Annotated in this window: 17 protein-coding genes; 11 read left to right on the top strand and 6 right to left on the bottom strand. The window is 76.2% G+C overall.

Annotation, left to right across the window (positions count from 1 at the left end):
• Positions 1 to 3 precede the first annotated feature (3 nt).
• The 4 genes from ACH4B3_RS23915 to ACH4B3_RS23900 are packed head-to-tail and all read left to right on the top strand — an operon-like array spanning position 4 to position 4014.
• On the top strand, positions 4 to 684 hold the full coding sequence (locus ACH4B3_RS23915; protein ID WP_398465831.1) for an SIS domain-containing protein: 681 nt from the start codon (positions 4 to 6) through the stop codon (positions 682 to 684).
• On the top strand, positions 681 to 2108 hold the full coding sequence (rfaE2, locus tag ACH4B3_RS23910) for a D-glycero-beta-D-manno-heptose 1-phosphate adenylyltransferase (RefSeq protein WP_398465829.1): 1428 nt from the start codon (positions 681 to 683) through the stop codon (positions 2106 to 2108). Before ACH4B3_RS23915 ends, rfaE2 begins: the two co-directional genes overlap by 4 nt.
• Positions 2105 to 3211: a glycosyltransferase family 9 protein gene (locus ACH4B3_RS23905; RefSeq protein ID WP_398465827.1), complete on the top strand. Its 1107-nt coding sequence runs from the start codon at positions 2105 to 2107 to the stop codon at positions 3209 to 3211. The genes rfaE2 and ACH4B3_RS23905 overlap by 4 nt, the downstream gene beginning before the upstream one ends.
• Positions 3208 to 4014 (top strand): SDR family oxidoreductase, encoded by an 807-nt coding sequence (locus ACH4B3_RS23900; protein ID WP_398465825.1) that lies wholly within the window; start codon positions 3208 to 3210, stop codon positions 4012 to 4014. The genes ACH4B3_RS23905 and ACH4B3_RS23900 overlap by 4 nt, the downstream gene beginning before the upstream one ends.
• A 270-nt stretch (positions 4015 to 4284) precedes the next feature.
• Here ACH4B3_RS23900 and ACH4B3_RS23895 read toward each other — a convergent pair whose 3' ends face one another.
• The 3 genes from ACH4B3_RS23895 to ACH4B3_RS23885 all read right to left on the bottom strand — a co-directional run bounded on the left by ACH4B3_RS23895 (position 4285) and on the right by ACH4B3_RS23885 (position 6887).
• A complete protein-coding gene (locus ACH4B3_RS23895; RefSeq protein WP_398465823.1) occupies positions 4285 to 4623 on the bottom strand; it encodes a YciI family protein in 339 nt (112 codons plus the stop codon).
• A gap of 107 nt (positions 4624 to 4730) precedes the next feature.
• Positions 4731 to 5615 (bottom strand): SDR family oxidoreductase, encoded by an 885-nt coding sequence (locus ACH4B3_RS23890; protein ID WP_398465821.1) that lies wholly within the window; start codon positions 5613 to 5615, stop codon positions 4731 to 4733.
• 87 nt (positions 5616 to 5702) lie between these two features.
• Positions 5703 to 6887, bottom strand: coding sequence for a zinc-dependent alcohol dehydrogenase (locus ACH4B3_RS23885; RefSeq protein ID WP_398465819.1), 1185 nt, complete (start codon positions 6885 to 6887; stop codon positions 5703 to 5705).
• 248 nt (positions 6888 to 7135) lie between these two features.
• Between ACH4B3_RS23885 and ACH4B3_RS23880 the strand changes: the two genes are divergently transcribed.
• On the top strand, positions 7136 to 8368 hold the full coding sequence (locus ACH4B3_RS23880; RefSeq protein WP_398465817.1) for a glutamate--cysteine ligase: 1233 nt from the start codon (positions 7136 to 7138) through the stop codon (positions 8366 to 8368).
• Complete coding sequence (locus ACH4B3_RS23875; protein ID WP_398465815.1) at positions 8365 to 9399, top strand: iron-containing redox enzyme family protein; 1035 nt, start codon at positions 8365 to 8367, stop codon at positions 9397 to 9399. The genes ACH4B3_RS23880 and ACH4B3_RS23875 overlap by 4 nt, the downstream gene beginning before the upstream one ends.
• 137 nt (positions 9400 to 9536) lie before the next feature.
• Here the strand turns inward: ACH4B3_RS23875 and ACH4B3_RS23870 are convergent, their stop codons facing one another.
• Both ACH4B3_RS23870 and ACH4B3_RS23865 read right to left on the bottom strand, forming a co-directional pair.
• The gene (locus ACH4B3_RS23870) at positions 9537 to 9782 is read right to left on the bottom strand and encodes a CDGSH iron-sulfur domain-containing protein (RefSeq protein WP_398465814.1); all 246 of its coding nucleotides are present in this window, start codon (positions 9780 to 9782) and stop codon (positions 9537 to 9539) included.
• An 88-nt stretch (positions 9783 to 9870) separates the two neighbouring features.
• A complete protein-coding gene (locus ACH4B3_RS23865) occupies positions 9871 to 10509 on the bottom strand; it encodes a HemK2/MTQ2 family protein methyltransferase (protein WP_398465812.1) in 639 nt (212 codons plus the stop codon).
• A 359-nt stretch (positions 10510 to 10868) separates the two neighbouring features.
• Between ACH4B3_RS23865 and ACH4B3_RS23860 the strand changes: the two genes are divergently transcribed.
• Positions 10869 to 13133, top strand: a complete 2265-nt coding sequence (locus ACH4B3_RS23860) for a catalase (RefSeq protein ID WP_398465810.1) — start codon at positions 10869 to 10871, stop codon at positions 13131 to 13133.
• 50 nt (positions 13134 to 13183) lie between these two features.
• On the top strand, positions 13184 to 14689 hold the full coding sequence (locus ACH4B3_RS23855) for an FAD-dependent oxidoreductase (protein WP_398465808.1): 1506 nt from the start codon (positions 13184 to 13186) through the stop codon (positions 14687 to 14689).
• Between the two features lie 18 nt (positions 14690 to 14707).
• On the opposite strand, the gene ACH4B3_RS23850 is transcribed toward ACH4B3_RS23855, so the two are convergent.
• The gene (locus ACH4B3_RS23850; protein WP_398465806.1) at positions 14708 to 16336 is read right to left on the bottom strand and encodes a sigma-70 family RNA polymerase sigma factor; all 1629 of its coding nucleotides are present in this window, start codon (positions 16334 to 16336) and stop codon (positions 14708 to 14710) included.
• 260 nt (positions 16337 to 16596) lie between these two features.
• Here ACH4B3_RS23850 and ACH4B3_RS23845 point away from each other — a divergent pair, with 260 nt between their 5' ends.
• The 3 genes from ACH4B3_RS23845 to ACH4B3_RS23835 all read left to right on the top strand — a co-directional run bounded on the left by ACH4B3_RS23845 (position 16597) and on the right by ACH4B3_RS23835 (position 20239).
• Complete coding sequence (locus tag ACH4B3_RS23845) at positions 16597 to 18444, top strand: alpha/beta fold hydrolase (RefSeq protein ID WP_398465804.1); 1848 nt, start codon at positions 16597 to 16599, stop codon at positions 18442 to 18444.
• A 162-nt stretch (positions 18445 to 18606) separates the two neighbouring features.
• The gene (locus ACH4B3_RS23840; RefSeq protein ID WP_398465802.1) at positions 18607 to 19683 is read left to right on the top strand and encodes an SIS domain-containing protein; all 1077 of its coding nucleotides are present in this window, start codon (positions 18607 to 18609) and stop codon (positions 19681 to 19683) included.
• Positions 19684 to 19789: 106 nt separating this feature from the next.
• A complete protein-coding gene (locus ACH4B3_RS23835; protein ID WP_398465800.1) occupies positions 19790 to 20239 on the top strand; it encodes a PTS glucose transporter subunit IIA in 450 nt (149 codons plus the stop codon).
• Positions 20240 to 20413 lie beyond the last annotated feature (174 nt).

Raw genomic sequence — 20413 nt, 5'->3', positions numbered from 1 at the left:
TCGATGCGCGCAGCACACGAGCACTGCCGAGTCCTCCAGGACGCCCTGGGCGGCCTCCGCGCCCACGGCCTGGACCGGATCGCCGCATGGGGACACCACCTGGCCGCCGTCCTGCCGTTCGGCGGACGGCTGCTGGCCGCCGGCAACGGCGGCAGCGCCGCCCAGGCCCAGCACCTGACCGCCGAGCTGGTCGGCCGCTACCGCGAGGAGCGCCCGGCCTACTCGGCCCTCGCCCTGCACGCCGAGACCTCCAGCGTCACCGCCATCGGCAACGACTACGGCTTCCAGGAACTGTTCGCCCGTCAGGTCGCCGCCCACGGCAGGCCCGGTGACGTGCTGCTGCTGATGTCCACCTCCGGACGCAGCCCCAACCTGCTGGGCGCCGCCGAACAGGGCAGGTCGGCCGGGCTGCGGGTGTGGGCGATGACCGGGCCGCTGCCCAATCCGCTGGCCGCCCGGAGCGACGAGACCCTGGCGATCGACTCGCCCAGCACGGCCGCCGTGCAGGAGACCCACCTGGTCGCCCTGCACATCCTGTGCGAGGCGTTCGACGCCGCGGCCGGGCACACCGGCCTGGACCGGGCCCGGCCGCGCGCCGCGCGCACCGCCGGCCGCACCCGCGCGAACGGCGGCCCCGGCGGCCCCCGGCCGGTGCGCGCCACCCGACCCGGAGGCACCTCATGACCCGGCAGCGGCCCCTGGTCGTGATCGGCGACACCCTGCTGGACCAGGACATCGACGGAACGGCGACCCGGCTCGCCCCGGACGCCCCGGCCCCCGTGGTCGAGGTGCGCTCCGACCACAGCCGGCCGGGCGGGGCGGGCCTGGCCGCCTGGCTCGCCGCCCGCTCCGGGAACGAGGTGGTCCTCATCACCGGCATCGGCGAGGGCGAGGCCGCCGACCGGGTACGCGCGGCCCTGAGCCCCGCGGTCCACCTGGTCGAACTCCCGTACACCGGAACCCTCCCGGTCAAGACCCGGGTGATGGCCGACGGCCGGCCGCTGGTCCGGGTGGACCGCGGCCACGGCAGCCCCGGCCCGCCCGGCGGCCAGGTGCGCGCGGTCCTCCGGGAGGCCCGCGCGGTGCTCGTCGCGGACTACGGGCGCGGCACCGCCACCGCCGTACGCGAGCTGCTCGGCGACGTGGCCCGGCGGGTGCCGCTGGTGTGGGACCCGCACCCGCGCGGCGGCCCCCCGGTGGCCGGGGCCCGGCTCGCCACCCCCAACGCCGGCGAGGCCCGCACCCTGGCCGCGGCCGGCCACCCGCCGGGCGGCACCGGCGGCGACGCCCTGCGCGACCACGGCCGGCGCGGTGCCCGGCTGGCCGAGCACTGGGGCTGCGCCGCCGTCACCGTCACCCTCGGCGAACGCGGCGCGATCCTCGCCCGGCCCGGGGAGGACAACCCCATGTACGTCCCCGCGCCGCAGATCGCGCCCGGCGATCCGTGCGGCGCGGGCGACCGCTTCGCCGCCACCGCCGCCGGCGCACTCGCCGACGGCGCCCTCCCGGAGGAAGCCGTCCAGCGGGCCGTCGGCGACGCGGCCCGGTTCGTCGCCGACGGCGGAGCCGCCGCGCCCGGCCTGTGGGAGACCCCGGCCCCGGACGCGACGGCCGGCAGCGGCCCGCGGGAGACCCCGGACGCCCGCACCCTCGCCGAACGGGTCCGCGCCCGCGGCGGCACCGTCGTGGCCACCGGCGGCTGCTTCGACCTGCTGCACGCCGGACACGTCGGCCTGCTGCAGAACGCCCGCCGGGTCGGTGACTGCCTCATCGTCTGCGTCAACTCCGATGCCTCCGTCCGCCGCCTCAAGGGACCCGGCCGACCGCTCACCCCGGTGGCCGACCGGGTGTCCGTCCTGGCCGGACTCGGCTGTGTGGACGCCGTCGCCGTGTTCGACGAGGACACCCCCGAGCGACTGCTCCGCGGCCTGCGCCCCGATGTGTGGGTCAAGGGCGGCGACTACACCCTCGACGAACTCCCCGAGGCCGTCGTGCTGCGCGAGTGGAACGGCCAGGCGCTGGTCCTGCCCTATCTCGACGGCCGGTCCACCACCGAACTCGCCCGCCGCGCCGCCCTGTCGCCCACCGCCCGCCAGGCGAGCCGATGACGCCGCCCCCGGCCGGACCGCCCGCCCCCGGGCGGATCGCCACTGGCCGCCGCCCCGCCGACGGCCCCGGCGGGCGGCTGCTGGTGCTGCGTGCCCTCGGGCTCGGCGACCTGCTCACCGCGGTACCCGCCCTGCGGGCGCTGCGCCGCGCGCACCGCGACCACGAACTGGTGCTGGCGGCCCCCGCCCGGCTCGCCGACGCGGTGGCGGCCACCCGGACCGTCGACACCCTGCTGCCCACCACGGCCGACGGGCGCGCCGTCCCGGACCGGCTGCGCTGGACCGGCACACCCCCCGACATCGCCGTCGACCTGCACGGCAACGGCCCGCCCAGCCACCGGGTGCTCGCCGCGCTGGACCCCGCCCGGCTGCTGGCGTACGCCCGGCCCGGCCGGCCGGGTCCCGGCCCCCGCTGGCGGGAGGACGAGCACGAACGCGCCCGCTGGTGCCGTCTGCTGCGCTGGTACGGCATCCCCGCCGACCCCGGTGACCTGCGCATCGCGCCGCCCGACCGGCCGTCACCGGCCCCGGGCGCGGCGGTGCTGCACCCCGGGGCGGACGCGGCCGCCCGGCGCTGGCCCGCCGGGCGGTTCGCCGCGGTGGCCCGGGCCCTGGCGGCCGGCGGGCACCGGGTCGTCATCACCGCCGGCGCGGGGGAGGCGCCGCTCGCCCACGCGGTGGCCGGCGCGGCCGGCCTGCCGTCCGGCGCGGTGCTCGGCGGCGCCTCCGACCTGCCGTTCGCCGAACTGGCCGCCCTGGTCGCCCGGGCCCGGGTGGTGATCGCGGGGGACACCGGGCCGGCCCACCTCGCCACCGCGCTGGGCACCCCGTCGGTGGTGCTGTTCGGGCCGGTGGCACCCCGGCTGTGGGGGCCGCCGCCGCTCGCCCGGCACCGGGTCCTGTGGCACCCGGACAGCGCCGCGGCCAGGCCGGGGGACGCCCACGGCGGGCGGCCGGACGCCCGGCTGCTCCGGATCGGCGTGCCGGAGGTGCTCGGCGCCGTCGCGGCCGTCACCGGGCCGGCCGCCGAAGAGGAGGCCGCACACCGGCCGGGACCGGGTAGGCGGAAGGTCACGCATCCGACGACAGGAGGCAGCGGATGACCGTACGCGGCAACGGACCCTCGGTGGCCGTGGTGACCGGCGCCGACTCCGGCATCGGCCGGGCCACCGCGGTGGCCCTGGCCCGGGACGGCATGGACGTCGGCATCACCTGGCACCGCGACCGCGACGGCGCGGAGGCGACCGCGGCGGAGGTGCGTGCGCTGGGCCGCCGCGCGGAGCTGGAACGGATGGACCTGACCGGGCTGCCCGAAGCGGCCGGGGCGGTCGACCGGCTGGCGGACCGGCTGGGCGGACTCCGGGTGCTGGTGAACAACGCCGGCACCGGCACCGCCACCCCGTTCGTCGACCTGGACTTCACCACCTTCCGCGAGGTCGTCGACGTCGATCTGCACGGGCCGTTCCTGTGCGGGCAGCGCGCCGCCCGCCGCATGATCGCCGCCGGTGGTGGTGGCCGGATCATCAACGTCACCAGCGTGCACGAGCACCAGCCGCGGGTCGGGGCCGCCCCGTACTGCGCCGCCAAGGGCGGGCTGGGGCTGCTCACCCAGGTGATGGCCCTGGAACTCGCGGAGCACGGCATCCTGGTCAACGCGGTCGCGCCGGGGGAGATCGCCACCCCGATGACGGGGCAGGAGGACGTCGACGTGCGCGGCCGCCACCGTCCCGGGGTGCCGCTCGGCCGGCCCGGCGACGCCCGGGAGGTGGCCGCCGTCATCGCCTTCCTCGCGGGGGAGCGGGCCGGTTACGTCACCGGTGCCTCGTGGGCGGTGGACGGCGGCATGCTGCGGATGGGTCCGATGGCGGGCTCGCACCTGACCGAGGACGCCTGGCGGCGCCCCTGAGCCGAGCCGGACCCGGCGCCGGGGTCCGGCGGTTCCAGCCGGGGCCCGGGCCCGTCGTCACGGGCCCCGGCCCCGGCCGGGCCCCGCGCGGGGTCCGGCCGCGATCGCCCTGCCCGGTGGCGGTGGGGCAACGGGCGCCGGGCCCGCGGCCGCGCCGCTCACGTGCGGCACCGGTCCCGGCCGGTCCCACAGGCCCTGGGCGTGACGATCCCGCAGGTCACCAGCCACCTCCGGCGAATCGGGGCCACGCCACCGGCGGGTCGTCCCGGGTCAGGCCGTCGGGTCGGGCAGGATCTCCCGGACCTCCTGCGCACAGCGGCACGTGGCAGCGATCTCGGCAGCCCACTCCAGCGCGTCCGCACGTGAGGGCACATCGATGACCGCGAACCCGCCGAGCACCGCCTTGGTCTCCGGGTACGGGCCGTCGGTGACCGTCCCGTCGGTGGCCACGACGCTTGCCCGCTGCCGTTCCAGTCCACCACCGAAGACCCACACACCGGCGTCCCGGGCCCTGCGCACCACCTCGAACGAGGCCTCGGCCACCTCGGGCAACTCCTCCTCGGGGATGTTCATCGCGCCGTCGTCGAACGAGATCAGGTACCGCGTCATATCGGGCTCCCTCGGGCGTCGGCCTCCTGCGGCCGCTCGCACCCAGGATGCCTCCCCACTCCGACACTCGCCCGGCTTCCGGGACGGGCCCGGGGGTGAGCGACGCGCTAGGGGAGCGGCGTGCCACCGGTGGCGTTGACGATCTCGGCGGTGATGTAGCCCGACTCCGGCGAGGCGAGGAAGACGTAGGCGGGGGCGAGTTCGGCGGGCTGCGCGGCCCGCCCCACCGGCGCCTGCGCCCCGAACTCCGCGGTGTCCGGCATGGTCGCCGGGATCAGCGGGGTCCACACCGGGCCGGGCGCCACCGCGTTCACCCGGATGCCGCGCTCCACCAGGTTCGCCGCCAGCCCCTGGGTGAAGGTGACGATGCCGCCCTTGGTGGTGGCGTAGTCCAGCAGGTGCGGGCTGGGCTTGTACGCCTGCACCGAGGTGGTGTTGATGATGCTGCCGCCGGGCGGGATGTGCGGCACCGCCATCTTCGACAGCCAGAACATGCCGTACAGGTTGGTGCGCAGCACACGGTCGAACTGCTCGGTACTGATCTGCTCGATGCCCTCCGGCTGCGACATCTGGTACGCCGCGTTGTTGACCAGTACGTCGATGCGGCCGAACTCCGCCACGGCCCGGTCGACGAGTTCGCGGCAGGCCGACTCCTCCCGGATGTCGCAGGCCACCGCCACCGCCCGCCGCCCGGCCTCGGTGACCAGCCGGGTGGTCTCCGCCGCCTCCTTCTCCTCCTCCGGCAGATGGGCGAAGAGCACGTCGGCACCCTCCCGCGCGAACGCCAGGGCCACGGCGCGGCCGATGCCGGAGTCGCCACCGGTGATGACGGTGTGCCGGCCCTCCAGCCGCCCGCTGCCGCGGTAGGAGGACTCGCCGTGGTCCGGGCGGGGCTCCATGCGTTCGGTGTCACCGGGGTGCGGCTGGTCCTGCTGCGGGAACTCCGGCCGCGGATACCGCTCGGCGGGGTGGGACGGTCGGCGGTCGTTCATCGGGTGCGCCTCCTGGGAGCGTGGATCGGAGCGCCGGGCACTCGCCCGGCCGGGCGGGGGGCCGGGCCGCGGCGCGGCCCGCCGACGTCACGGCTTGAGCAGGGTCTTCACCATGCCCTCGTCCTTGGCCTGGAAGGTCCGGTAGGCCCAGGGCGCGTCGTCCAGCGCGACCTCGTGGGTGGCGAACCCCTCGGTGCCCAGCGGGTCCCCGTCCGACACCAGGGGCATGAGGTCGTCGATCCAGCGCCTGACGTTGGCTTGCCCCATGCGCAGCTGGATCTGCTTGTCGAACAGGGTGAGCATCGGCAGCGGATCGGTCATCCCGCCGTACACTCCGGTGACGGAGATGGTCCCGCCGCGCCGCACCACGTCGATGGCCATGCGCAGCGCGGCCAGGCGGTCCACCCCGGCGCGTTCCATCAGTTTCTCGGCGAGCCCGGCGGGCAGCATCCCGACCAGATTGTGCGCGAACCGGGCGGCCGGTGCCCCGTGGGCCTCCATGCCGACCGCGTCGATCACCGAGTCCGGGCCCCGGCCGCCGGTCATGCCGCGGATCACCTCGGCGAGCCGGTCCCCGTGTTCCCGCAGGTCCAGCACCGTGGCTCCGTAGGCGCGGGCCCGCTCCAACCGTTCCGGCACCAGGTCCACCCCGATGACCTGGCCCGCACCGCGGAACTTCGCGACCCGGCAGGCCATGTCGCCGATCGGCCCCAGGCCCAGGACACAGACGCTGCCCTCCGGGGGTACGGCGGCGTACTCCACCGCCTGCCAGGCGGTGGGCAGGACGTCCGACAGGTAGACGAAGCGCGCGTCGGGCGGCCCCTGGGGCACCTTCACCGGCAGGGTGTCCGCGAACGGGACCCGCATGTACTCCGCCTGACCTCCCGGCACCTGCCCGTAGAGCCTGGTGTAGCCGAACAGCGCGGCGCCGGTGCCGTGCCGGTGCACCTGGGTGGTCTCGCACTGCGAGTGCAGCCCCGTCCTGCACATGTGACAGGTGCCGCAGGAGACGTTGAAGGGGATCACCACCCGGTCGCCCGGCCGCAACGAGGTGACCTGGGAGCCGACTTCCTCCACCACTCCCATCGGCTCGTGGCCCAGGATGTCGCCCTCCTCCAGGAACGGACCGAGCACTTCGTACAGGTGCAGGTCGGAACCGCAGATACCGCTGGAGGTGACCCGCACGATGGCATCGGTGGGTTCGCTGATCTGCGGGTCCGGCACCGTGTCCACACGGATGTCCCGCTTGCCGTGCCAGGTCACAGCTTTCATCACGCCTCCCGGGCCGCCGGAGAATGTTCCGTACCGCAACGGGTTCTCCGGGCGCGGCCGGGCCAAACGTGACCATGTCGGACGAAGTGAGCCGGGACCACCGACCGTGGCGGGGCCCGGATGTCCGCCCGGCCAATCCTGGGCCCGGCGGGACCGGTCCCGCCGGGCCCAGGATTGGCCGGGCGGGCGCGGGGAACCCGCAGTCTCCTGGCGGGCCCGGCGTGCGGGCCGCCGCGAGGGAGGGTGCGATGACGGCGGCCGAAGCGGTGCGACCCGGTCTCACCATGGGCGTGGAGGAGGAGTTCTTCCTGGTGGACGCGGTCGGCGGACAGCCGCTCCCGGTGGCGGACGACGTCCTGCGCGACCTGCGGACCGGCGCCCCGCCCACCGTCTGCGGGGGCGCCGACGTCAAGGCGGAACTGCTGGCCTGCCAGGTGGAGGCCGCGTCCGCGGTGTGCGGGAACCTGGCCGAGCTGGCCGGGCGGCTCCGCCGCGCCCGCGCCGGACTGGCCGCCGCCGCCCGCCGCCGCGGAGCCGTCCTGGTGTCCTGCGGCACCCCGCCGGCGGGCGACGGCCGGGCACGGCTCTCGCCGGGCGCCCGGTTCCGCCGTATCGCCGACCTGTACGCCGGGGTGGTCCCCGACTACGAGTCCGGCGGCTGCCACGTGCACGTGGGCGTCCGCGACCGGGAGACGGCGGTGGCGGTGATCGGCCACCTGCGGCCCTGGCTCCCCACCCTCCTCGCGCTGTCCGGCAACTCGCCCCACCACCACGGCACCGACTCCGGCTACGCCAGCTGGCGCATGGTGCAGCAGTCGCGCTTCCCCGGCTCCGGAGTGCCGCCCCCGTTCCCCTCGGCCGCGGCCTACGACCGGGAGGTGGCCCGGCTGGTCGACTGCGGGGTCCTGGTCGACGAGCGGATGAGCTTCTGGCTGGCCCGGCCGTCGGCCCGGTTCCCCACCGTGGAGTTCCGGGTCGCCGACGCGGCGGCGAGCTGCGGCGAGGCGCTGCTGCAAGCCGCCCTGTCCCGCGCCCTGGTGAGCACCGCGCTGGCCGCCGTGGACCGGGGACTTCCCGCCCCCGCGGTGCGCAACCAGGTCGCCGCCGCCGCCGTCTGGTCGGCCGCCCGGCACGGCCTGCACGGGCCCGGGGTGCACCCGTTCCAGGAGCGGTCCGTGCCCGCCGTCGAGCTGGTGTCCGCCCTGCTGGCGCACACCGCCCCGGCCCTCGCGGCCGACGGCGACCTGCCCTTCGTGCGCTCCCTGATCACCTGGCTGGCGGCGCACGGCGACGGCGCCGAACGGCAGCGCCGCTCCGCCTCCCAGGGTCCGGCCGCGGTGGTACGCCACCTCTCCCGGGAGGTGCTGGCCCCGCTCCCGGCCCCGGCGCCCGGAACGGTGACCGGGCCGGCGGTGGCCCGCGGCCCGGAGCCCTCACCGACCGCGGTACTCGGCCCGCTCGACCCGGGAGGAGCCCGGTGACCGCGACCGCGCCCAGCCGCCCGGCCCGCCCCCGGGCGCCCCGGCTGCCCGAGCCGCGCGGCACGCTCTCCGCGACCGTCCTCCGCCTTCTGCGGTCCCCGCCCGGGACGGCCCCGCCGCGCGGTGTGCGCCCGGACGGCGACGACCCGTTCGGCGAGGACCTCCAGCTGGCCCTCCACCTCTGCTACGAACTGCACTACCGCGGCTTCCCGGAGGCCGACGACGGCTGGGAGTGGGATCCCGGGCTGCTGCGGCTGCGCGCCGCCGCGGAGCGGCGCTTCCTGGACGGTCTGCGGGCCGCCACGGCCGGTGGCGCCGACGTCGGCGCGGCGCTGGACGCCCTGCTCGTCGAACCGGTCCACGGCACCGGCATCTCCCACTACCTGCGGGACGAGGGCGGTTGGGAGCAGATGCGCGAGTACCTGGTGCACCGCTCGCTCTACCACCTCAAGGAGGCCGACCCGCACGCCTGGGCGGTGCCCCGGCTGCAGGGCCGCGCCAAGGCGGCGCTGGTCGCCGTGGAGTTCGACGAGTTCGGCGGCGGCCGGGCCGACCGCATGCACTCCCGGCTCTTCCGGGACCTGCTGGCCGGCGCCGGCCTGGACCCCGGATACCTGCACTACCTCGACGCGGTGCCGGCGCCACCGATCGCCGTCGTCAACATGATGTCGCTGTTCGGCCTGCACCGGGCCCTGCGCGGGGCGCTGGTGGGCCACTTCGCCGCGGCGGAGATCACCACCGGCCCGAGCGCCCGCCGGATGGCCCAGGGGCTGCGCCGGCTCGGGGCGCCCGAGGCGTGCGTCCGCTTCTACACCGAGCACATCGAGGCCGACGCGGTCCACGAACAGCTGATGCGGCACGAGGTGATCGCGGACCTGCTGCGCCGGGAGCCGGCGCTCGCCCCCGATGTCGTCCTGGGGATCCAGGCCACCGAACTGGTGGAGGACCGGCTGGCCGGTCACCTCCGGGCGTGCTGGGACCGCGGCGCGCCGTCACTGCGCCATCCGCTGCCGCCCCCCGGCCGCCCCTGAGGACGCTCCTCCTGCCCCACCCCACCGGCGTCTCTCCTTCCCCCACCTTCCCCGGCGGACCGACCCCCGGACCAGAAAGCCACCCCCGGACCGCCGGTCACAACCGACACCCGGACCGCCGGTCACCGCACCGCCCGTCACCGGCGGCGCCGCCGGTGGCTGGTGTCGCACCACGGGTAGGTACCGCTGCGCCGGCAGGTGCAGACGGCCACCATGAAGCGGTCGGAGCGGACCACCCGGCCGTCCGGCAGCGCCACCTCCACCGGGCCCTCGACCAGCACCGGCCCGCCCGGGTCGACGACGACCCGACGGGCCCGGCGGTCACCGGAGGCCGTCGCGCCGTCCGGCGTACCCTCCTCCGGCGTACCCGCTGCGGACTCCATGTCCGGGGCGCCCGCACGGTCCGGCACCGGGCGCGCGCCCGGTGCGGGCCCGCCGCCGGCGCGGCCGGGCCCGGGTGCGGGCGTGGGCTCAGCGGCCCCGGGCTGGTTTGTCGGCACGGACGACCACCAGTTCCTCGCTCCGTTGGCCCCGGGCGATCAGGCCCCGGTCCTCCAGCCAGGCGGCGCGGTCCCGCAGCACCGGCCCGAACGGCTGCACCCGGCGCGCCACGACGGCCGGCCGCAGCCCCACGTCCCGCAAGCGCCGCAGCGTGGTCTCCGGCCCGCACAGCGAGGAGTGCACCAGCAGCAGCATGCCGCCCGTCCTGAGCAGCCGGGGGGCGGCCGCGCAGAGCCGGTCCACGCACACCCGCCCGTCCTCGCCGGCGTTCCAGGCGGCCGACCGGCGGCTGCGGGGGTCGTCCAGGGGGGTCGGCACATACGGAGGGTTGGCGGTCACCACGTCGTAGCGGCGGCCGTCGGTGCGCAGCAGGAAGTCGCCGCGCTCCGCGGTCACCGGGAGCCGGCGCAGCCGCGCGTTGCAGTGCGCGGCGAACACCGCCGGCGCGGAGATGTCCACCGCGTGCACCCGGGCGGCGCCCAGCCGGGCCGCCGCGATGGCGATCACGCCGGTGCCGGTGCACACGTCCAGTACCTGCGCGCCCGGTGCGGGCCCGGCCTCGCGCAGCGCCCGGCCCAGCAGCTCGGAGTCGCCCTGCGGCCGGTACACGGCGGGGGGCCTGAGAAGAAACACACCTCCGGGTACCTCGACGGGCCGCCGGTCAAACCGGCCGGCGGCAGGTCCGCCGGAGAGCCGCGGACCGGCCGCGGCGCGGACCGGCCGTCCGCCGCCGGGCCGCCGACCGAAAAAAACGGTGCTCCGGGCGCTCGCCGTGCGCGGTCTCCGAAAAGGTACAGAGTGGACATCGAGCCCGGGGGTAGGGGCGGGAGGTGATGCACGGCGCCACCACCCGCCGTTCGCCCGGACGGGTAGTCCGATGGGCGGACCCCGCCGGTGTTCCCGTTTCGCGTGGAGCGCGGCAGGTCAAGGCTGTGGCGTTGCCGAACCCCAGGCCGTACGGAGGAACGATGGACAAGGCCCGCCCCGACCACGAGCCCGGCGACATCCCCGGCCGCCCGGCCCCCGAGGCGCCGGCGGTGGACGAGCCCACCGAGCCCCGCGAGCCCCTGCCCCCCAAGCCCGACCAGCACGGGCCGGACACGGTCAGCCCCACCGGGCAGGCCACCGGCGTGGACCAGGCGAAGGTGGCCCAGGCCGGTCCCTACCTGACCACGGCGCAGGGCGCCCGGCTGTACGACACCGACCACTCCCTGAAGGCCGGCCCCCGCGGACCGGTGCTGCTGCAGGACCACCATCTGCGCGAGAAGATCACCCATTTCGACCACGAGCGCATCCCGGAGCGGGTGGTGCACGCCCGGGGCGCCGCCGCGCACGGCGTGTTCCAGGGGTACGGCACGGCCGTGAAGGTCACCAAGGCGGCGTTCCTCGGCAAGGACGTGCGGACCCCGGTCTTCGTGCGGTTCTCCACCGTCCTGGGGTCGCGCGGCTCCGCGGACACGGTGCGCGACACCCGGGGCTTCGCGACCAAGTTCTACACCACCGAGGGCACCTTCGACCTGGTCGGCAACAACATCCCGGTCTTCTTCATCCAGGACGCGATCAAGTTCCCGGACATCATCCACGCCGGCAAGCCGCATCCGGACCGGGAGATCCCGCAGGCGCAGAGCGCGCACGACTCCTTCTGGGACTTCGTCACCCTGCACACCGAGGCCACCCACCACACCCTGTGGAACATGTCCGACCGCGGTATCCCGCGGTCGTTCCGGATGATGGAGGGCTTCGGCGTCCACACCTTCCGGCTGGTCAACGCCGACGGCGAGACCACGCTGGTGAAGTTCCACTGGAAGCCGAAGCTCGGGGTGCACTCCATGGTGTGGGAGGAGGCGCAGATCGTGGGCGGTGTGGACCCGGACTTCCACCGCCGGGACCTCGCCGACGCGATCGAGGCCGGCGCCTACCCCCAGTGGGAACTGGGCATCCAGACCTTCCCCGACACGCCGGAGCAGACGTTCGAGGGCATCGACCTGCTGGACCCCACCAACATCGTCCCCGAGGAACTCGCCCCGGTACGGCCGATCGGGCTGCTCACCCTCGACGCCAACCCGTCGAACTTCTTCGCCGAGACCGAGCAGGTGGCCTTCCACCCCGGACACCTCGTGCCCGGCATCGACATCACCGACGACCCGCTGCTGGCCGGGCGGCTGTTCTCGTACCTGGACACCCAGATCAGCCGGCTGGGCGGGCCGAACTTCGCACAGATCCCGGTCAACCGCACCCACGCCCCGGTCAACGACACCCTCCGGGACGGCATGCACCAGACGGCGGTGCACCGCGGTGTGGCGCCCTACCGGCCCAACTCCCTCGACGGCGGCTGCCCGTTCCTCGCGGGCGCCGACACCGGCGCGTACATCGAGGTCCCGGCGCCCGTCCCGGCGGCCCGGAAGGTCCGGCAGGCGCCCGACTCCTTCGCCGACCACTTCAGCCAGCCGCGGCGGTTCTGGCTCAGCATGACGCCGGTGGAACGCGAACACATCATCGCGGCGTACACCTTCGAACTGAGCAAGTGCTACGAGCAGGCGATCCGGGAACGCGCGCTGAAGGTGCTGGCCCGGATCGACTCCGAGCTGTGCGAACAGGTCGCGGCCGGCCTCGGCCTGCCCGCCCCCAAGCCCGAGGAGCCCCTCGCCGCGGTCGACCCCAGCCCCGCGCTGTCCCAGGTCGGCCGGGAGTGGCCGGTGGACGGGCGGATCATCGGCATCGTCGCCGACGAGAGCGCCGACCTGGCGGGCGTGCGGTCGCTGCGCGAGGCGGTGCTCGGCGCCGGCATGGTCCCGCTGGTGATCGCGCCGGCAGGCGGGGTGCTCGACGCGGACGGCGACCCCGTCACCGTCCAACGCACCTTCGCCGCGGCCCGGTCCACCGAGTTCGACGCCGTCGTGCTGGCCGGAGCACCGGCCCCCGGCAAGGACGCGCTCGGCGCCCGGGACGCCAGGGTCTCCGACGCCACCACCGGCGACACCACGCCCGCGGCCGGCGCCGCGGCCCCGGCGGCCGGAGTCGACCCGCGGGTCCTGCTGCTGGTCTCGGAGGCGTTCCGGCACGGCAAGGCCGTCGGCGGCTGGAACGGCGCCACACGGGTGCTGGCGGCGGCCGGCGTGCCCGCCGGCGCCCCCGGCGTGGTCGACGGGGACAGCGGCGGCGGGATGCTGGACGCGCTCACCCCGCTGCTGCGCCGGCACCGGGTCTGGGACCGCTTCCACACCACCGTCTGACAGCCCGCCACACCGCGGGGAGAGCCGCACCGGCAATGGAAGGACGGCACATGTCGTACTGGATGGAATCCGCGCCCGCCGCCCCCCACCCGCCGCTGACCGGCGACACCGAGGCCGACGTCGCCGTCGTCGGGGCGGGGGTGGCGGGCCTCGCCACCGCCTGGGAACTCACCCGGGCCGGCCGCCGCGTCGTGCTGCTGGAGGCCGACCGCATCGCCGGCGGCTCGACCGGACACACCACCGCGAAGGTCACCGCCCTCCACAACCGCGTCTACGACGGCCTGCGCCGCACCCGGGGCCCGGAGGGCGCCCGGCTCTACGCGAGCTCCCAGCAGGCGGCGGTGGAACGGGTGGTGGCGGTGACCGCCGAACTCGGCATCGACTGCGACCTCGAACGCCGCCCGGCCTACACCTACACGACCCGCGGCGAGGGGGTGGCGGAGCTGCGGGCCGAGGCCGAGGCGGCCCGCGAAGCCGGGCTGGACGCCTCCTTCGTCACCGAGACCGGTCTGCCGTTCCCGGTCACGGGCGCGGTCCGGGTCGAGGACCAGGCGCAGTTCCACCCCCGCCGCTACCTGATCGCCCTCGCCGAGGACCTGACGGCGCGCGGCGGCCGGATCCACGAGGGCACCCGGGTCACCGGCCTCAAGGAGGGCGACCCGTGCCGGCTCACCACCGCCGACGGCCACGCGGTGACGGCCGGCCACGTCGTGGTCGCCACCCACTACCCGGTCTTCGACCGCGCCCTGCTGTTCACCCGGCTCTCCGTGCACCGGGAACTCGTCGTCGCCGCCCCCATCCCGGAATCGGCCGACCCGGGAGGCATGTTCATCACCTCCGAGGACGGGAAGCGATCGGTCCGCACCGCCCCCCGGCCCGGCGGCGGGCGCCTGCTCATCGTCACCGGGGAGAGCTTCACCCCCGGCTCCGGGCACGCGCCCGAGGGGTACCGGCGGCTCGAACGGTGGACTCTGGAGCACTTCCCCGGCACCCGGATCAGCCACCGCTGGGCCGCGCAGGACGCCGACCCGACCGACACCGTGCCGATGGTCGGCCCGCTGCACCCGGGGGCGCGCAACACCCATGTGGCGACCGGGTTCGGCGGCTGGGGGATGACCGGCGGCGTGATGGCCGCCCGGCTGCTGACCGCGCGGATCACCGGACAGGAGCTCCCGCCGTGGGCCGCGCTGTACGACCCGCGGCGGCTGCGGTCCGCACTGCGTGAACTCCCACCGTTCTGGCAGCACCAGGCGAAGGTGGCGCAGCACTTCGTCGGCGACCGGGTGACCGCCCCCGGCGCCGGGACCGTGGCGGACATCGCCCCCGGCACGGGCGCGGTGGTGCGGGTCGGGGCCGGTCACCGCGCGGTGTACCGCGCCCAGGACGGCACGGTCCACGCGCTGACCGCGCGCTGCACCCACCTGGGATGCCTGGTCGCCTTCAACGAGGCCGAGACCACCTGGGAGTGCCCCTGCCACGGCTCCCGCTTCGGCATCGACGGCAGGGTGCTGCAAGGCCCGGCCAACACGCCGCTGGAGCCGCGCGACCTGGACTGACCGGCGGGCGCGGCGGCCTCACCGGGCGCCGAAGTTCTGGGTCCACCAGGGGCCGCCCGCGCCCTCCCGGTAGCCGATGCCGATCTCCTTGAACGAGCAGTTGAGGATGTTCGCGCGGTGACCGGGGCTGTTCATCCAGGAGCGTATCACGTCCTCGGGGGTCCGCTGGCCCGCGGCGATGTTCTCCCCATAGGTGCTCCACCGGTAGCCGGCCGCGGTGATCCGCTCGCCGGGACCCGCGCCGTCCGGGTTGGTGTGGTCGAAGAAGCCCCGGTCCGCCATGTCGTCGGAGTGGCGCTGGGCGGCCGTGTCCAGCCGGCTGTTGAGGGTCATCGGGCCGCAGCCGTTCCTGGCCCGCTCGGCGTTGACGAGCCGGGTGACCTCACCGCTGTGGGTGCCGCCGCCCTGGGGCGCCGCGGTGGTGGGGGCGGGCGTGGTGGGCGCCGGGGTGGTGGCGGGCGTCCGGGAGGGGGTGGGCCGCGGGGACGGCTTGCGGGACGGCCGGTGGGAGCGGGAGGCGGACGGCGAGGCGCTCGGCTTCGCGGTGGCCGTCGCCTTGGGCGACGGGCGGGTGGTGGCCGGGGCCGCCGCGGCGGTGGTCTCCGCCGCCGGGTCCGCGCGCGCCTCGTCCCGGCCGTCGTCCGAGGACCGCGAGGCGGAGTGGATGACGCCCGCCGCGACCAGCACGGCGATCCCCGCGGCCACCGAGACGGTCACCGTGCGGCGGCTCCGCGGCTGGCGGTGCCGGCCCGCGGCGGCCCGCGCCCCGCCGCCCGGTGCGCCGGAGGGGGCGCCGGCCGATCCGCCGGACGGACCGGTGGATATGTCGTACGAGGCCGCCGCCGGCGTCGCCCGTATCGCCCCGGGGACCGCCAGTGCCGCGGACAGCGGCACCAGGGCCAGGCCGACCAGCAGCCGCTCGGCCAGCACCAGACCCGTGCCGTGCCCCGAGCACACCGTGCAGTCCCGGACGTGCCGGGCCAGGCGCTTGCGCCACAGCGCGGACGGGGCGCCGTCCCAGGGCTGGACGGCCTCGGCCAGCAGCACGCAGCGGGGGGCGGCGGCCAGCGCGCGGACCACCACCCGGGCCGTTTCCAGCTGGGCCTTCATCCGCTGCACCCGGACCGCGGTGTGCTGCGGCGACAGCTCCATGGCGGCGGCGACGTCGGCGCGGGTCAGCTGCCCCGACACCTCCAGCCACCACAGCGACAGCAGCGCCCGGTCGTCGCCGTCCAGCCAGCGGGTCGCCTCGGCGACCTCCCGCCGCTGGCCCACCAGACCCAGCCGGATGATCGTCAGGTCGACGAAGTCGGCTCCCGGGTCGGCGACGTCGTGCGCCTCCTGGAGCGGACGCGGCTCCTGCCCGGCCGGCTGCTGCTGCCAGTGCCGCCGGATCTCGTTCATCGCGATGGCCACCAGCCAGGAGCGGAAGCTCGCCGGGTCCCGCAGCGATCCCAGGCCGGCCAGGGCCCGCAGCATGGTCTCCTGCACCACGTCGTCGACGTCCGGGTGCCCGTGCAGCGCCCGGCCGACGATGTTGTACAGCAGCGGCAGATACGCGGCCACCAGCTCGTCCTGCGCTCGCTCGTCCCCGGCCTGCGCCGCGCTCACCAAGGGGTCGTGTTCACCGATCACGGCCTGTCCCACTCACTTTCCTCGTCGGCCCGTTGTGGCGTTACACCTGGGAGACCGCGTGGGCGCACGCGGATAACGGAAATCCGCGCGACCGTCGCGACCGCCGCCGGCGCGGGTCCCCCGCGGGCCCGAGGCGGCCCGGCTCGCAGCGCGCACACGGCGCGCGCTCCGGCACGAGGGCGCACGCCCGGGAGCGTACGCCACCCCTTGCACACTCACGCCGCCGACCGGCAGTGCGGCGGATGTTGACGGGCCCCCACGGTGGCCGGACGATGCCCCTGCCCGGACCGACCGGCGGGTACCGGACCGCCGTCGCAGGAGGTGCGCACGTGAGCCGGCTCCGCACGCCCCTCGCCCTCGCCCTGGCGGCGCTGCTCGCCGCACCCCTGGCGCCGCCCGGCCGGGCGGCCGCGTCCCCTTCCGTTTCCGTGACCACCCTGGCCTTCACCGTCGAGGTGGGCGGCAGGCGGTGCACGATCGACGCGGACCTCCACCGCCCGGCCGGGGTGGACGCATCCCACCGCGCGCCCGCCGTCCTCACCACCAACGGCTTCGGCGGCAGCAAGACGGACCGCACGACGGGCGCCTTCGCCAGGGCGCTCGCCTCCCGGGGCTATGTGACGCTGGCCTGGTCCGGGCTGGGATTCGGCCGGTCCGGCTGCCCGATCTCGCTGGACGACCCGGAGATCGACGGCCGCGCCGCCGCCCGGCTGGTCGGCTTCCTCGGCGGTACCGTCGCCGCCGACGACGGCACCACCACCGACATCGTGCTGCGCGACCGGCCGGGCGACCCGCGGGTCGGCATGATCGGTGCCTCCTACGGCGGCGCGGTGCAACTGGCCACGGCGGCCGTGGACCACCGGGTCGACGCCCTCGTGCCGTTCGTCACCTGGCACGACCTGGCCCACTCCCTGGCGCCCAACGCGGCGGAGCCGCCGCCGGGCGGGTCCGCCACCGCCCCGGGGGTGTACAAGTACCGGTGGGCGCGGGGCTTCTTCCGCGCCGGCGAGCTGCGGGGACTGGTCCGCCCCGGTCCGGGCGCCTCCCGGGCCGGGGCGGGCGGCTGCCTGCACTTCGTCGCCGAGGCCTGCCGGACCCTGCGGCTGCTGGCCTCCGGACGCTACCCGGCGGCGCGCGCCGCCCCGGCGCTCGCGTACGCCCGCGGCGTCTCCCCGGTGTCGTACCTGCACCGGGTCACCGCTCCCACGCTGCTCGTGCAGGGCCAGGCGGACACCCTGTTCCCGCTCGACGAGGCCGCCGCCACCTACCGGGCGCTGCGCGCCCGGGGCACCGAGACGAAGATGATCTGGCAGTCCTGGGGCCACAGCGGCGGCAGCCGCGATCCCGCCCCCGGCGAGCTGGACCTCGCCCGGGGCAACTGGGAGACCTCGTACGTCGGGCGCCGGGTGCTGGCCTGGTTCGACCACCATCTGCGGCACCGGGCGGGGGCGGACACCGGCCCCGCGTTCGCCTACTACCGGGACTGGGTGCGCTCCGGCCCCAGGTACGCCGGCGCGGCCGGCTTCCCGGTCGGCACCGCGCGCCGGCTCCACCTCTCCGGCGACGGCCGGCTCGTGGAGCGCCGGGACGAGGTGCGGACCGGCACCCGCGGCTACCGCAACCGGCCCCTGCCCACCAGCCACTCCGAGCGGCCGTTCGCCGCGACGGCCGGCCTGCCCGACCGGGCCCCGTACGACGCGCCGGGGACCCACCTCGGCTGGACCACCGACCCGCTGCCCGGCGCGCTGGACGTCGTGGGCATGCCGAAGCTCAGCCTGGAGGTGGCCTCCCCGCGGGCCGAGCGGGCCGGTGGTTCCGGCGACGCGGCCGACCGGCTGGTCCTCTTCGCCAAGCTCTACGACGTCGCCCCGGACGGAACCCGGAGCCTGATCCACCGGCTGGTCGCCCCGGTGCGGGTGCCGGACGTCACCCGGCCGTTCACCGTCGCCCTCCCCGGCATCGCGCACCGGTTCGGGGCGGGCCACCGGCTGTCCCTCGTCATCGCCGCGAGCGACACCGCGCACTACGGCAACCGGGGCGTCAAACCGGTCGCGATCAGCAGCGCCCCGGACGCCGCCGGCGTGCTGGAGCTGCCGGTGACCGGCCCCGCGCCGGGCTGAACCCGGCCGCCGTCGGGGGCCTCGCCGGGCCCCGGACGGCGGGCCGCGACCGCGCCGGCAGGTGGTCTGGACCGGTGGACTAGACCTCTGGTGGGTTCATGGGCTAATAGTTACTTCCGTCCCCGCCTTGCGCGCCCCCCTCTCCCACTGGAGGCACCCCGCATGTCCGCCCCGTCCTCGGGACAGCCCGAGCAGAGCGAGCGCCCCGGCCGCGTCATGTCCGGCGAGATGGCGGAGCAGCCCGCGGTGCTGCGACGGATCCTGCGGGACGGCGCCCCGCGGATCCGCGAGGTGGCGCGGGCCATCGCGGCGCGCAACCCGCGCTTCGTGCTGCTCACCGCGCGCGGCACGTCCGACAACGCCGCGCTGTACACCAAGTACCTGCTCGAGATCGAGCTCGGCCTGCCGTGCGGCCTGACCTCCATGTCCACCACCACCGTGTACGGCGCCCGGCCCGACCTCAGCGACGTGCTGGTGGTCACGGTGAGCCAGTCGGGCGGCTCGCCCGACCTGGTCGCCTCCACCGAGGCGGCCCGGAAGGCCGGCGCGATCACCCTCGCGGTCACCAACAACCCCGACTCCCCGCTGGCGGCGGTCTCCGAGTTCACCGTCGACCTGCTCGCCGGCCCCGAACGGGCGCTGCCCGCCACCAAGACCTACACCGCCTCCCTGCTCGCCCTCTACCTGCTGGGCGAGGGGCTGCGCGGCGGCGACGGAGCGGCGGCCCGCGCGATCCCCGACCTCGCCGAGCGGATCCTGGACCGCGGCGACGAGGTGCGGCAGCTGGCCGCCCGCTACCGCTTCGCCGAGCGGATGGTCATCACCTCGCGCGGGTACGGCTACCCCACCGCCAAGGAAGCCGCGCTGAAGCTGATGGAGACCAGCTACATCCCGGCGCTGTCCTACTCCGGCGCCGACCTGCTGCACGGCCCGCTCGCCATGGTCGACAACGTCTCCCCGGTCATCGCGGTGGTCACCGAGGGCAAGGGCGGACAGGCGCTGCAGCCGGTCCTCGACCGCCTCCGGGACCGGGGCGCGGACCTGGTCGTCGTCGGCCCCGCCGCCCAGGTGGAGCAGGCGTCCGCGGGGTTCGCCCTGCCCACCGGAGGCGTCCCGGAAAACCTCCAGCCGATCCTGGAGATCCTGCCGCTGCAACTGCTCGCCTACGAGGTCACCATCGCCCGCGGCCAGGACCCGGACGCACCCCGCGCCCTGGCCAAGGTCACCGAGACCAACTGACGCCCCCGCCCCGCGGGCCCGGCCGGGCCCGCCGGCCACCCGGGCCGGCGGACCGGCGGCACGCCGGGCGGCCGGCCCCCTGTGACATCCCCCCGAAAGGCTTCTCATGACCACCGTGACGTCCCCACTCGCCGGACGCGCCATCGGACTCGCCGCCGTTCCCGACCCGGTGTTCTCCGGGGCGATGGTCGGCCCCGGCACCGCCATCGACCCGGTACGCGCCGAGTCCGAGGCGGTGGCACCCGTCGACGGCGTCATCGTGTCGCTGCACCCGCACGCGTACGTCGTGGTCGACGCCGAGGGCCACGGTGTCCTCACCCACCTCGGCATCGACACCGTGCAGCTCGGCGGCGAGGGCTTCGAGCTGCTGGTCGCCAAGGGCGACACCGTCCGCCGCGGCCAGGCCGTGGTGCGCTGGAACCCGGCGGACGTCGAGGCCGCCGGCAAGTCGCCGGTCTGCCCGGTCGTCGCGCTGGAGGCGACCGCCGACGCGCTCGCCGAGGTCCGCGAGGACGGCGAGGTGCGGACCGGCGACGCGCTGTTCGGCTGGCAGTGACCTCGACCTGAACCCACCTGGCGAGTTGACATCTGCGGTGGCTGCTGGGACGGCACCGCGTGAACCGGAGAAGGACGCAATGGAGACAACGCTGCGGGGCGTCGGTGTGAGCCACGGGGTGGCGATCGGCGAGGTCCGTCACATGGGCACGGCCGTGCTGGAGCCGCCGGCGAA

The organism is Streptomyces sp. NPDC018031 (genome assembly GCF_044327625.1).
Classification (GTDB): domain Bacteria; phylum Actinomycetota; class Actinomycetes; order Streptomycetales; family Streptomycetaceae; genus Streptomyces.
This window is presented reverse-complemented; position numbering and strand designations above follow the sequence as displayed.